We start from the raw sequence: 12,608 nt of genomic DNA on the forward strand, positions 1-12,608 counted from the left end.
TCAACTCCAGGTGATGGTGCCCAGCACCGGCATCTGGCCAGCGCTGTGCGCCACGTCCGCAGTCGGCGTGGTCAGCACGCTGTTGGTCTCGCCGGCCGCCACGCTGATCGCCTCGCGCAGGTGGCTCAGCAGAATGGTGCCGCCGGGGTAGGCCTCGCGCTGCAGCACGTCGGCCAGCTCGGCCGTGACGGCATTGCGCACCGCCAGCGTGTTCGGGGTTAGCGTGATGGCCATGTCGAGCGGCAGCGCGGTTGGCGCCGCCACCGTCACCTGCGCGCACACCGGGCGGCGATCGTCGATGTAGGCCTGCACGGCTGCCACCTCGCCGCTGTCTGGAATCAGGCTGGCGTCGCCGTCGCGCACGAAGCGCACGGTCACCGTGCCGGGGCCGCCCTCGAGCGGGTAGCACCAGGCGCGCGTCACGCCCGGCACCTGCAGCGCCCAGGCCACGTAGTCGGCCTGCGCACCACCCATCGGCGCTTGCTGGATGCGGGCCAGTACACGCGCCCGCAGGGCGTCGTCGGTCTCGCGGTCTGCGCCGCCCACCAGGCCGCCGGCGCCAACGGCCGCCACGCTGGCCACACCGGCCAGCGGTTGCACAAAGCTCATCTGCGTGCCGGCCAGCGCGTTACCAGCTGCCCCCGACTCGACCGCAGCCACCGGCACCGAAGCCGTGCCCGATGCCAGCGTCACATCGACCGTCGAAACAAAGGCTGCTCCGTCACTGCGCAGCATCTGGGTGCCCGTGGGCACTACCACACCGCTGGTGCCTGTCACCGCCACCGGGCCCGAGGCGAAGGCGGCCGGCACCCGCAGCACACCCCAAATGCCGGCGTGCCGGTCCAGGAAGATCGTCTCGGCCGTGTCCACCAGCAGCTGCTGCGCCAGCCAGTCCAGGTAGCCATAGAGGCCGTGCACCCCGCCGGCATGCATGCGGGCCAGCACGGCCAGGTTGCTGCGGCGCAGCCGCGCATCGGTGCCAGGCAGGCCGGCCTCGATGTCGGCCGCCGCGCGGTCGATCAGGTCAGCTTGCGATGGGCGTGAGAAAGGCATTCAAGCCCCCTTCCAGAAGGTTTCGAAGCGGAATCGGATCACCGGCGTCGCGCTGCGCGTGATGGTGACCAGCAGGCCCAGCACGCCCTGGCGCACCACCTCGGCCTGCACCGTAACGCTGCTGGCCACACCATCGTCCACCAGCCACTGCAGGGCCTCGCGGGCATACAGCTCAGCGCGTGCCAGCACAGCGGGCAGCTGCTTCTCACGGGCCAGCTGCCACAGCCTGCTGCCGATCTGGTCACCAGCCACCTCGGGGTAAGCGTCGCCCCACCAGCCACGGCGGGCAGTGGGCTCCACCGCGGTGTCGCCCTCGGCCGCGACGCGGTCGGTGAACAGGCTCAGCACCACGGCGGTCTCCAGCCCGTCGTCTTCTGCCAGGGACGGGCCGGCCACCAGCCAGTCGCCACCCAGGTCGCGCCATACGGTCCGCAGGTCGCTCATACAGGCACCCCGGTGTTGCCCACGCCGGTGTCCACACCGCCGTGGCGGTGGCCCACCAGGCTGATGCCGTCGGCCACCACATCCACGCCGGCCGTCACCGTGCCGGCCACCGTCACGTCGCCCGTGCACTGCACCAGCGGCGTGTCCAGCACCACCTTGGTCGCCGCCGTCACTTCGATGGTGCCGCCTCGCTTGATCACGATCTTGTCGCCCTCGTCGGTGTAGATCGCCACCTCGCCCTGTTGCAGCGCGGTCAGCCGGTACCGGCGATCGTCCACCGCGATCACCAGTACGTGGTCCCGGTTGCCGGCCACGCTGGCCGCCACGGCCTCAGCGCCCGGCAGCGGGTGGCTGGTGAAGCCGTAGTTCTGGAAGCGCTCGACCTGGTCGCGCACCTCGTCGGCGAGCAGGCTAACCTGCAGGCCCTGCAGCTTGCTGCCGTCGTTCACCAGCAGCACCACCGCGCGGCCGATCATCAGCTGCAGGCGCTGCAGCATTGGCCGCATCGCACGTTGAAGCGCGCCGCTCATCGCCCATCCTTTGCCGGCAGCGTCCAGAATCCTGCTGAGCCAACTGCAGCCGCTTTCAGCGGCAGCGCCGTGTATGCGTCGGGCCGCGTGAGGCGCAAGGCGGTGGTGGTGCCTTGATCATCCAGCGAGTACAGAACGTTGGTGACCAGAAGATCGGCATCCAGCCGCAATGCCGTGGCAATCACGGACACCAGCGTGTTGGGCCGCCACAGACCTCCGGCGTGCCGCCATCCCTGCACCGTGAGCTCGACGTCCAGCGACCGCGCGGCCCGAACGTTGGCTTCCCACTCGGCGCGTTGCGTGAGCGTGGCAGCCAGATCGGGCGCGTCATTGGTGATGATGAGCGGCCGGTACCGCTTCACGCCGGTGTCGCTGGCGAGGGCCTTGATCTGCGACGCGCTGGGCCCACTGAAGAAGTCATTGCCCGGCGCCTGGCCCTTGACGATGTAGCTGCTGAACCGGTCCCGCATGTCCAGGCCTACCCGCGCCTGCAGGATGTTCTCGCCCAGCACCAGCGGGGTTGGCACGCGCTGCGTGCCTGCGCGTGTGATGAGAAGCCCGCCGCGGCCGTCGCTCACCAGCAGCAGCGCGCGGATGCGTGCTGCACGCTCGATCGCTTCGAATGCCGTCTCGCCCTCCTGCAGCGCAAAGCTCGGCAGTGGCTTGCCGGTGTCCACATCCGCACGCACCGCAACACCGAACGGCGCGGCCAGTTCGGTCGCGATCTGCTCGATGCGCAGGCCCCGCCACTGTCCCGCCTTGCGCACGGCACTGCAGTCGACCAGGTCGCCAGTAGCGTCACGTCCGCTCAGCTCGACCTGGTGGCTGCCGGCGTCCATGCTCAGCCGCGTCTCATCAACCCAGCCGGTGATGACGGTCTCGCCGCCGATCAGCAGCTCGCACCGCTCGCCCGCAGGGATCGCCCAGTCCAGATCTTGGCCGATCCACCGCTCGCTCACCATCAAGCGGAACCCGCCAGCGCACTGATCCATGCCCAGCCGAACCTGCACGCTTTGCCAGCCCGCATGACTGCGGCCACCAGCCAGCAGATCGATCTGACTCTCAACCATCTGCCAGCACCTCCAGCGGCACGCCGCCAGCGACGAACAGCGGATGGCGCACCCCATTGCGTTGCAGCAGCTCAGGCTCCCGCAGCGCGTTGGCATACAGCTGCTGCGCAAGCGCCAGCGAAGGCACGGTGCCTTGCGGAGTCCAGGTCACTAGCCGGGCCAGATCAGCGCCGCGGGCGGCAACGTCACGCACCACTGCAGTCCGCAATGCGTGCAGGGCCTGGTACACCTCGTCGGCCAGGTCGGCCGACAACATCACCTCGTCGAGCGTGTCGACCAGGTCGTTGCGCGCGGTCACCGCGTCCTGGTAGCTCTCCCACACCACGCCTGTCGCAGCACGGGCGCCCTCGGCCGCGGCCACCACCCGCACCAGGCGCACCATCTCGGCCTGGGCCACTGCCTGGGCACGCCGGCTGGTCGTGTTGGGAGCCACCGGCGGCAGCAGGCTGCCGAAGCGGTAGAGCGCACGTGCCAGGCTCAGCGCATCGCGCGGCGCCGTAGCCACGCTGCGCACCAGCTGGCGGATGCTGCCCACCAGCGCCTGGGCTGCGCTGGCCGGCACGTAGATCAGCGTGGTCAGGTCGCGCTTGTAGCTGTCGACCATGCGCTGCAGCTTGGCCACCTGGTCTGCAGCACCGCGCACCTTGGACAGCGCGCCTTGCATGCCACCCAGCGCCGATGTGAAGACGTTGCCACTGGCCTCGGCCACAAAGGCCGGCTTGCCGGCCACTGCATAGCGCCGCTCGAAGTTGCTTTGAACCGCCTGCGCAGCGAAGTCGGCCGAGGCCGTCACAGCCGCCGAGGTGCTGACGCTGGCCGTTGGGAAACGCGCCGTGCCCGCCTCCACGAACTGCATGGTGATCCGCGCCATGCCGCCTTCGGCCGTGGCCTCGCGCAGCTTGCAGTCGACCAGCGACGCGCGCACCTCGCCCATGTACGGGTGCACCAGCGCACCCGGGCCTGGCTGCTCGATCGCCTGCAGCAGCCGGTTCCGGGTCTGCATATAGTCGCCGCCCAGCACGAAGGCTTCGACCGTGAAAACCCGTGCTCTGCGGCCCAGGTCTTCGACATAGGGCGTGTCCCGCTGCGGGAACTCGTGCACCTGGCCGCGGCGGCCCAACACCGCCTCGTGGCTGTCCACAAAGAACGGCACACCGCGGAACGATGCCGCCTGGAGCTGGTCACGCCAGGTCATGAGCCCGCCATCACCTGGCCGCTGTACACGTCGAAGTCGAGCACGCTGCCCGGCGCCTTGCGCAGCTCGCGAACACGCGGCTGGCCGTTGCCGTCGAACTCGATCTTCAGCGTGCCGCCCACCTCGGCCTTGAAGGGCCCGCCGCGCTGCGCGATCGCGCTGGGCGCAGCTGCACCCACAGCCGAGCCGGGCACCGGCGCTGCAGGCGCTGCGGCGGCGCCGGCAGCGCCGATCTGGGGCACGCGCGGCAGCCAACTGGGCATCATGCTGTCCAGACGGTTCAGACCGTTGATGATGCTGGCCCAGAGCTCGGAGAAGAAGGTCTTGATCGGCTCCCACTTCGAGTAGACCAGTGCCGCACCGGCAGCCAGCCCGGCCACGCCAGCAGCAAACCAGCCAAAGGGCGTGGCCATCAGCGCCACACCAACTGCGTAGATGGCAGGCACCAGCATCGACAGCGCGAACAGGCCCTGGCCCAGGATCACCCCGGTGACGATGGCAAACACCGTCTCCCAGCCGCCCAGCGCCTGAGCGAAGCGATCGGCCAGGCCGATGACGGTGACCAGCGCGCCGCCGATCTGCGCCAGCGAGGTGGCGATCGCCGGCAGCCGCGGCACGATCTGCTCGACATACTCGGCCAGGCGCGTTGCGATCAGGGCTCTGTTTGCAACGGTCCAGTTCGTGATGCGCTGCACCAGGTCGTTGAGCACCGGCAGCGCGGCTGAGGCGATCGCCGACACCGCGCCAGTCATGCTGAAGCGCATGCGGTCCCAGTTGTCGTTGAAGTCGCCCATCGCCTCGGCGACTTCAACAGACACCACACCACCCAGCGCGTCGGCTTCAGCGTAGAACTTGCGCAGCCCTGCCGAACCGAGGTCCAGCGTCTGCTTCAGTTCAGCACCGCTGCGGCCCATCAGCGCACGCATCAGCGCGATCTTCTTCTCAGCGTTCTGGCCAGCATCACCCACCGCGGCAAACCGGTCGGCGATTGCCTCCATCACCTGCACCGCGTTCATCTTGCGCAGCGCATCCATGCTGATGCCGACGCGGGCGAACCACAGCGCGGTTTCCTTGCTGCCGTTGATGGCCTCCACCATGTTCTGGCTGATGAACTGCAGCGCCTGGCCCATCTCTTGACTGTTGCTGCCGTTCATCTGAGCCGCGTAACCGAGCCGCTGATACATCTCGATGGGGATGTTCAGCTTCTTGGCCTGGTCGAGCATGGCGTCGACCGCGTCGATGTTGCTCTTCAGCGCAAAGCCGGCACCGCCGGCTGCGATGGCAACTGCCGCACCAACTGCAACCACACCACGGCCCCAGGCCTGGACGGCCTGCAGGCGGCCGCCCAGCTCGCCGATCGCATCACGCACGCGATCCATGCGGCTGGCGTCGAGAAGGTTGTTCAGCGATGCGCGCACACGACGCGCCGGCTCCGAGAGCTTGTCGATCGACTTGGTGATGCGCGTGACATTCGCGGTCGCGCGGTCTACCGCATCGATCACGAATTGCAGGCGCAGGTTGCTCACTTCGGGGCCTCGTTGATCAGCTTGTTGATGCGAATGGCCTGGCGGTGCCAGGCCATCAGCTCATCCACCTCCATCGCTTCCAGCACCGGGATGGGCTGGTGCAGCGTGAAGGCCACGTCGGCAATCACGTCTTCGAGATTGCTGGGGCAACCCCCAAAAAACCGCCCGCCACCTCCGCCGCGGCCACGATGTCCTCGGCGTCCAGCTGATCGAAGGTGCTGGGCGGAATGCGCGCGCTGGCGCACAGCAGCGCGGCGATGAAGTCGCCCGCGCCCTTCTCACGCAGATTCAGCACCTTGCGCGCATCGCCGCCCTTCAGGCGGTGCAGCTGCAGTTCGCTGATGGTCTCGATCACGCTGCCATCGGCGCGCTTCAGCTCCACCGGGTGCTTCAGCGGGTGCGGGATGGGCGCGCTCACGAGAGCATCTCCTCGGCCGGATCGCCGCAGAACTCCACCGCCACCTTGCCGCCCTCGCCGGCCTGCACCGTCAGGGTCTTGGTGACGAAGGCGTGGCGGATCACGTAGGTCTGGCCGGTGTCGGCCTCGTAGGTGACGGTGGCGTCGGTGATCTTCTCGATCTCGGCCAGGCTGGTGCCCTGGGCCAACGAGATCTCGCAGGTCAGCATGCCGGGCTTCTTCACCTCGCTGTAGCCATGCAGGCCGGTCGAGCCCATCACCGGCGATCGCTCCACACCGCCCTTGTCCAGCTTGGCACCATCCAGCGTCTGCAGCAGCTTGCCGTCGGTCTTGATGTATGCCTGCGAATGCACCTTGCCCATGTCAGGCTCCCTTCTCGTCGACCATCACGAACTGGCCCTTGTGCACATGCACCGTGGCCTCCTGCCCGCCGGTGAGCTGGATCACCTGCTCGCTGGCCTCGGGGTTGCCCACGGTGACCACCGTCACCTTCAGGGTGGCGGCACTGCCTTCATCAGCGTGCCTGATCGTCACTTGGATCGTCATCTGTGTCCTTTCGCGTGCGCTAAAGCAAGGGCCTACAGGCGGAACTGCACCTGCGCCGCGAACACGCGGAACTGGTTGACGACGTCGGGCGGGATGATCGCGTCCACCCGGTTCGGGTCGCCCGAGGCGCGCTGCACCAGCAGGTCGGTCTTGAACTGCTCCAGGCCCTCGGCCAGGCCGGCGTCCATCCAGTCCATGAACAGCGCCACCAGCTCGTCGCGGATCACCTTGGGCGTCACCACCGCCTGGCCGGGGCCGTACAGCGTGCCGTCGTCGGCCAGCTTGTGCCGCGGGAACTTCTGCGCGATGCGCGCCCGCACGGTGTAGCGCAGGTAGGCGATGGTGCGCACTGTCTCCACGTCCAGGTAGCTGGTGTCGGCCACGCCGAAGGCATTGGTCTGGTAGGTGGTGATCAACCGCTCGATCAGCACCTGGCCGCCCGCATCCACCACCGTGGTACTGATGCCGTCGAACAGCGCCAGGTTGCGCTCGTCGCGCGTCCAGCGGTCGGCGATCGCCGGGGCCAGCACGCCGGGCAGCACCAGCGTCTGGCGCGGCCGGGCGGGGTCGGGCTCGTAGGCATCGACGGCCGCCGCCACCGCGGCCCACACCCAGGTGGGCGTGGGGCTCTTACCGGCGCCCATGATGGTGAGGTGCGGGCTGTTGCGCGCGCCGCCCAGCGTGGTGATGGTGGCGTGGCTGCCGGCCGCCGCGGCAAAGGCGTGGCCTTCCTTCTGCACCATCGGGCCAAAGCGGGTGGCCAGCAGCGTCTCCAGCTTGCCCAGGTTGCTGCTGTCGGTGTAGGGCATCACCACGGTGTGGTACTGCTCGTCGCCGATGGCGGTGATGGCCGCTTGCACGTCGGGGTTGCTGGTTCCGCTGCCCAGGGGCACCACGGTGGTGGTCAGGCCATCGGGAGTGCGCTCGCCGCTGAAGTAGCTGAACCGCACGTCCAGGCCGTTGGCCGCCTCCCCCTTGTGGCGGGCGGTCAGCGTCACCACCGCGCCCAGCACGGTGGCCGTCACCGGCAGCGTTGAGTCGGCCATGATCGCCGCGCCCAGCGCCGTGGCCAGCGCGCTGGCGGTGGCGCCGCTGGCCACCGCGATCTGCACCACCTTGCCGCCGATGTAGCAGTTGAGCGTGCCCGACTTGGTGGGGCTGCCTGCCAGGGTGATGGTGCCGGTGGCCGCCACGCCCGCGCCGTTGTCGTCCAGCGCCACGGCCCAGCACTCTGTGTAGGTGTTGGCGGCCTTCAGGGCGCCCAGCATGGCCGCCAGCATGGAGCCGCGACCGAAGTACTCCTCGGCCTGCGCCGCAGTCAGGATGCGCGTGGGCACACCGGCCGCCACCGTGCCGGTGGTCAGGCGCTGGCCCAGCACCAGGATCTTGTGCTCGATGGCCGGCAGGCCGCGCAGGGCACGCGAGTTGTCGAACTCGATGTACTGGCCAGGCGTGCGGATGTTGATCGGGATGGCGTTGAAGCTGAGGGTCATTGGGCGCTCCCTTGAGGTGCCTTCAAAGCGGCCTTGGCCGCGGGTTGGGTCGTGGCGGCCGCATCGGCCACCAGGTGCACATCACCATCGAGCAGGCGGCGGCTCCAGTAGGTGTCGAGCGTCTTCAGCTCGCCCTCGGTCGCCAGCGGCGCGCGGGTGGCGGGGTCTCGCACCACCAGGCCGGCGGCCGGCCTGATGGTGACGGTGGTGTCGGGCATGCAATGGCTCCTGTGGGGGTTGGTCAGGGCTGCACGGGCAGCTGCACGGTGTCTTGCGCATCAGGCCGGCTGGTGGCGTAGTTGGCGGCCAGCCAGGCCTGGTGGTCGGTCAGCGTGCTGTGGGGCGGCACGTCGTACTGCGCGTGGAAGGTCTCGAAGTCGTCCAGGCCCTGCGGCAGCGTCAGGTCGAACTGCATCGGCTGCGAGAAGATGGCCCCGTACACCGTGAGGCCCTGCCGGTCGACAGCGCCGGTGAACAGGTTCTCCACGCGCTGCAGCTGCAGGCTGCCGTCGTCACCGGCGTCCAGGTTGTGCAGGTTGGCGCAGACCAGCTGCAGCATCTCGTAGGTGCCGATCTGCAGGGCATCGCCCAGCCGGCGCGCATCGGGGCCGCTGGCATGCGCGGTGCCGACGTAAACCTCCCACTGGGCGTTGATTCCGGCCGTCTGCGCGCCAGGCCGCGGGTTCGTCCCGCCGTTGAAGTGCAGCAGCACGAACGGCGCCAGGGTCAGCATGGAGCGCAGCAGCTCGTCGCTGAACTCGCCGGGCAGCACGCCCACAGTGCGCACCCGGTTGCCGAACACGGAGCGCACCTTGGCCAGCACGGCGGCCTCGGTGGTGGCGACGGTCATGCGTAGTCCCCGAGCAGCTTAGAGCTGAAGACGCGGGCGCCCGCGGTGAACTGCGGGCCGTCGCTGCTGGGCGCTGCCTGGCCGGCGTCGTCCAGGCCCAGCTGGAGCTTGCCCTGCGCGATCTCGTCGAGCAGCTTCAGGGCGGCCGTCTCGCGCTTGGCCACGTGGTCGGTGATGCGGTCCTCGTACAGCCGGGCGCGCACCAGGTCGCAGGCGATGTTGCGCAGCACGCGCGGCACTGCGGCCAGGGGCAGCGTGTAGCGGGCCTGCAGCTTGGCGTCGATCAGCGCGTCGATGTCGGCAATGCCATCGTCGACGCGCGTGGCGTTGACGGTGACGGCGGCCGGGTCGGTCGGGTTGGTGAGCTGGATCAGCTCGACCTGGCCGAAGCGGTCGACGAGGTTGGCCTGGGTGCAGTAGGGCATACGTCCTCACCATTGGGGTATGGTTTGATTCACGAGTCAGGTCGAGAATGGCTGATCAACTTGGGAGCGCAAGAAATGGCAGCAAAGAACAAGGTACCGACTTCAGACAGCGAACGCTGGCAGCAGCTGCATGAGCAGATGGGCTTTCTTGCGCGCTCATGCAGGGACTTCGACGAGGGGCATGTTTCCGAGGCAAAACGCATGGCCAACGAGGTTGTGAAGCTGGTGCTTGAGAAAGGTCGAAACTACAAGTCTCTTCTTCATCAGGTGGGACTCATGCCTGGCCTGCAGTTCATCAGCTCTTGCCCACCTTTGGAGCCCAAGACCATCTTCATTGGCCCGCGCCTTGTTTACTGGGAGCATTCGCCTAGCGGCTCTGTTAGCTTTCATGCCAATCTCGACTCAGTACCGATGAACCGCTTCTTGTCATTTGATGATTGGTGGGCGGAGCCTGTGATTCCAAAATCTGACGGGCAGCTCATGAATCGAATGGGGCTTGTGACTTCGCTACGAAACGAGCTAGGAGGGGCGCATGTCGACGCGGAAATCAGCGAGGACATAGCGGAGATGCAACGCGAAGGTCCCTTCCGAGTTTTTTCGGGCGCTCGCGCATCCATGTCTCGCGTCCCGGACGTCGAACTCCACACCATGCGGCAAATTGCTCACGAGGTGTTGAGGTCAATTGAGTTGGGGGTAAGAGGTCAGCAGGCCGGGAGCGGCCAGTAATGTCATCAGACTCCTTCAAGCAACACAGCCGCGCTTGAAGCCACCCCGTTGTTGGCGCTGTTGACCGTGGCTGGCAGCAACGCACCGCTGGCGGCATTGGCTGCCAGCCATTCCTCGGTGAAGTCGGGGGTAGGAGTGGCGGCGTTGTCGCTGAACAGCGCGTTGTAGTTGTTCCGCGCCTCCGCGACCGAGAGTTCACGCGCGTACACCCTGCCGCCGTACAGCGTCGTCTGAAAGTTGGTCATGGCTGGCGTCCCAGTCCGCTTTCGAGCACCGAAGCACATGGTGTGGCCCGCGCCACCTGAGATGTTCGGGCGGGCAGGTGCCGCTTGTTGCAGGTTCCGGTCGCGCTCCTTGACGAGCTGGCCGTTGAGGTAGACCCGCCACAGTCCTGCACCATCGTGCGTCACCAGCAAATGCTGCATCGTGCGCGGGATGATCGGTACCCCGGTCTGCCACGGCTGGTTGTTGTCCACCTGGATGTTGTTGGCCACCGGCAGATCAAACAGGTCCGTCACCGCCACCCACAAGGGAGCGGCAATGCCAGAGGACGCGACAGGCCTGATGACTGCCAATCCGAACGACACACTTCCCGCAACGCCGTCCGCCCCGTTGGATCGCCACATCAGCGGGCATTGCGAGTTGACATCGTCATTGGCCCCGCTGCCAGGCATAGACACCGCTGAAGTCAGATAGTGCGATCCCCACCATTCCAGCGTGATTGCCCCGCTGATCCGAAGTGAGTCGCTGGTACCGCAGTTGATGAAGGCGCCAGCCGGCATGGTCATGTGCTTGGTGGACCGAAGGGGGCGGTAGTTCTGACCAGAGGCCAGCCCGGGCGCCTGACGGGCCTTGCGGAATGCGATCAACGTGTATGCGACACCGTTGGCGTTGCAGCGAGCGTCCGTCCCGACCGTCAATCGGCCGCCGGTGACGCCGGTGACGGCTTGGGCGCCGACCGCTGCCGCCGTCTCGTTGATGGTGGACAGGGTGGTGCCAGCAGCAAGCCGCGAAGTCCAGAAGGCTCCGGCTTTGCCCGATGCTCCACGCGGGAAGATGAACGCGGCCTCGATCTCATCGAACGGGGTCTGCAGAACCTTGCTCGCGCCAGTGCCCATGTATCGCGTGACATAGATGGATCGCGCGCCGTCCGCAAAGCCCAGGAAAGTGCAAGCCTCGCCGGCATCAGCAGACCAGATGTTGATGTCCGCGCCCTGGCCAGTGGTGATGGTTCCGTCGGAGTTGATGGTCACGTCGGTGGACAAACTGCCATCCGCCCGAGTTCCCGGATAGCCCGCCAGAGCAATGACTGGGAAGGCCACGTTGTCCCGCTTGAACAGCGCCGCCTTCAGCTTCGCTCCGGTGGCGTAGCGCAACGTACGAGTGGGCTGGTCATTGCCGCTGTGATCGCAGATCAGCAGGTCGCCGACACCGTTGTCGCGGTACGCAAACCACTCGTATTGGGCCGCGTTGGTGTTGATGGCAGCAAACACTCCGATGGTGATGGTGCCATCGCTATTGATGATCGGCCCATCGTTCTGCGCTGCCTCGGCGGTCATCGGGTAGTGACGGCCCATCCAGGTGCCATTGCGAGCGACCCACATTAGGCGAGTGCCACCTGACACATCCTTGATGACCAGGAAGTCGGGGACGAAGCCGACCGTGATGGTCAGCGCGGCGCCGGTGCCGGCGAATGTGCCCACCGCAGTGACGGGTCGCCGGGATGCCAGCTGATCGCGGCTTTCCGCAGGCAAGGTCGCAATGCCACCATCCGCGACCAAGGCCTCCACGAGCGGGACTGAAGAAGGCTTCAACATCCGTGCAGGCACATCGAACGCATCCCCACCCTGCTTGGCGAGCGCCTCTTGTGCTGGGCTCAGCCAGTCAATGTATGCGTGGGGAGGAAAGTTGTAGCCGGGGATGCTTGCGCCCTTGGCGCCGATCTGGATGGGCATGTGCTGGCCTTGCGCTGTTGTTGGGTGCCGGGGCTTCAGCCAACACCATCCTCGCGCTCTGAGCCCCGGCGTGAGGCAACGCGATTGAGTCGTGCTCGGGCTCCGCAGGGGCGGCCACGACGCCGCCCCGGCCTCACTGCCCTCTCTGGGGGGGGTATCTCGCGTCAGCCCTTCACGGGCTGGACGGTGTGGCCCAGCAGCGGGGCTGCCTCGGCCTCGGTGAGATCGACCTGGTCGCCGATCTCGTAGCGGGTCTCCACCGGCTTGTCCTTCACCAGCACGCCGTGGGTGAGCGGGCTGATGACGTTGTAGGTGGCGGTCTTGGCCTGTTCGGCCGATGCGGGGTTGCGGTTCGTTGCCATCGCTGTCTCCTGCAC

Annotated in this window: 17 protein-coding genes; 1 reads left to right on the top strand and 16 read right to left on the bottom strand. The window is 67.3% G+C overall.

Annotated elements, in window-relative coordinates; genetic code table 11:
- The 14 genes from FFT10_RS16950 to FFT10_RS17010 are packed head-to-tail and all read right to left on the bottom strand — an operon-like array spanning position 1 to position 9,550.
- The gene (locus FFT10_RS16950; RefSeq protein ID WP_137734045.1) at positions 1–1,053 is read right to left on the bottom strand and encodes a baseplate J/gp47 family protein; all 1,053 of its coding nucleotides are present in this window, start codon (positions 1,051–1,053) and stop codon (positions 1–3) included.
- A complete protein-coding gene (locus FFT10_RS16955) occupies positions 1,054–1,497 on the bottom strand; it encodes a phage GP46 family protein (RefSeq protein WP_137734046.1) in 444 nt (147 codons plus the stop codon).
- Positions 1,494–2,027, bottom strand: a complete 534-nt coding sequence (locus FFT10_RS16960; protein WP_228027155.1) for a phage baseplate assembly protein V — start codon at positions 2,025–2,027, stop codon at positions 1,494–1,496. The genes FFT10_RS16955 and FFT10_RS16960 overlap by 4 nt, the downstream gene beginning before the upstream one ends.
- Positions 2,024–3,097, bottom strand: coding sequence for a phage baseplate assembly protein (locus tag FFT10_RS16965; RefSeq protein ID WP_162520828.1), 1,074 nt, complete (start codon positions 3,095–3,097; stop codon positions 2,024–2,026). Before FFT10_RS16965 ends, FFT10_RS16960 begins: the two co-directional genes overlap by 4 nt.
- The gene (locus FFT10_RS16970; protein WP_137734048.1) at positions 3,090–4,292 is read right to left on the bottom strand and encodes a DNA circularization protein; all 1,203 of its coding nucleotides are present in this window, start codon (positions 4,290–4,292) and stop codon (positions 3,090–3,092) included. Before FFT10_RS16970 ends, FFT10_RS16965 begins: the two co-directional genes overlap by 8 nt.
- Positions 4,289–5,818, bottom strand: a complete 1,530-nt coding sequence (locus FFT10_RS16975) for a phage tail tape measure protein (protein WP_137734049.1) — start codon at positions 5,816–5,818, stop codon at positions 4,289–4,291. Before FFT10_RS16975 ends, FFT10_RS16970 begins: the two co-directional genes overlap by 4 nt.
- A complete protein-coding gene (locus FFT10_RS16980) occupies positions 5,815–5,946 on the bottom strand; it encodes a GpE family phage tail protein (RefSeq protein WP_228027156.1) in 132 nt (43 codons plus the stop codon). Before FFT10_RS16980 ends, FFT10_RS16975 begins: the two co-directional genes overlap by 4 nt.
- Positions 5,943–6,236 (bottom strand): phage tail assembly protein, encoded by a 294-nt coding sequence (locus tag FFT10_RS16985; protein WP_162520829.1) that lies wholly within the window; start codon positions 6,234–6,236, stop codon positions 5,943–5,945. Before FFT10_RS16985 ends, FFT10_RS16980 begins: the two co-directional genes overlap by 4 nt.
- On the bottom strand, positions 6,233–6,598 hold the full coding sequence (locus FFT10_RS16990) for a phage tail tube protein (protein ID WP_137734051.1): 366 nt from the start codon (positions 6,596–6,598) through the stop codon (positions 6,233–6,235). The genes FFT10_RS16985 and FFT10_RS16990 overlap by 4 nt, the downstream gene beginning before the upstream one ends.
- 1 nt (position 6,599) lies before the next feature.
- Positions 6,600–6,770: a hypothetical protein gene (locus FFT10_RS27665; protein WP_154694089.1), complete on the bottom strand. Its 171-nt coding sequence runs from the start codon at positions 6,768–6,770 to the stop codon at positions 6,600–6,602.
- A 44-nt stretch (positions 6,771–6,814) separates the two neighbouring features.
- Positions 6,815–8,275 carry a phage tail sheath subtilisin-like domain-containing protein gene (locus FFT10_RS16995; RefSeq protein ID WP_137734052.1) on the bottom strand — a complete coding sequence of 487 codons (1,461 nt, stop codon included), beginning with the start codon at positions 8,273–8,275 and terminating at the stop codon, positions 6,815–6,817.
- Positions 8,272–8,493, bottom strand: a complete 222-nt coding sequence (locus FFT10_RS17000; protein ID WP_137734053.1) for a DUF2635 domain-containing protein — start codon at positions 8,491–8,493, stop codon at positions 8,272–8,274. Before FFT10_RS17000 ends, FFT10_RS16995 begins: the two co-directional genes overlap by 4 nt.
- A gap of 23 nt (positions 8,494–8,516) precedes the next feature.
- A complete protein-coding gene (locus tag FFT10_RS17005; protein ID WP_137734054.1) occupies positions 8,517–9,125 on the bottom strand; it encodes a phage protein Gp37 in 609 nt (202 codons plus the stop codon).
- Entirely contained in the window at positions 9,122–9,550 is a 429-nt protein-coding gene (locus FFT10_RS17010) for a gp436 family protein (protein ID WP_137734055.1), read from the bottom strand. Before FFT10_RS17010 ends, FFT10_RS17005 begins: the two co-directional genes overlap by 4 nt.
- A gap of 75 nt (positions 9,551–9,625) precedes the next feature.
- Here FFT10_RS17010 and FFT10_RS17015 point away from each other — a divergent pair, with 75 nt between their 5' ends.
- Positions 9,626–10,276, top strand: coding sequence for a hypothetical protein (locus FFT10_RS17015; RefSeq protein WP_137734056.1), 651 nt, complete (start codon positions 9,626–9,628; stop codon positions 10,274–10,276).
- Between the two features lie 5 nt (positions 10,277–10,281).
- On the opposite strand, the gene FFT10_RS17020 is transcribed toward FFT10_RS17015, so the two are convergent.
- Both FFT10_RS17020 and FFT10_RS17025 read right to left on the bottom strand, forming a co-directional pair.
- Positions 10,282–12,231 carry a hypothetical protein gene (locus FFT10_RS17020; protein ID WP_137734057.1) on the bottom strand — a complete coding sequence of 650 codons (1,950 nt, stop codon included), beginning with the start codon at positions 12,229–12,231 and terminating at the stop codon, positions 10,282–10,284.
- A gap of 164 nt (positions 12,232–12,395) precedes the next feature.
- Entirely contained in the window at positions 12,396–12,593 is a 198-nt protein-coding gene (locus tag FFT10_RS17025; RefSeq protein WP_137734058.1) for a hypothetical protein, read from the bottom strand.
- Positions 12,594–12,608: the final 15 nt, after the last annotated feature.

Origin of the sequence: Pseudaquabacterium pictum, assembly GCF_005403045.1 — a bacterium.
Taxonomy (GTDB): Bacteria; Pseudomonadota; Gammaproteobacteria; order Burkholderiales; family Burkholderiaceae_C; genus Pseudaquabacterium; species Pseudaquabacterium pictum.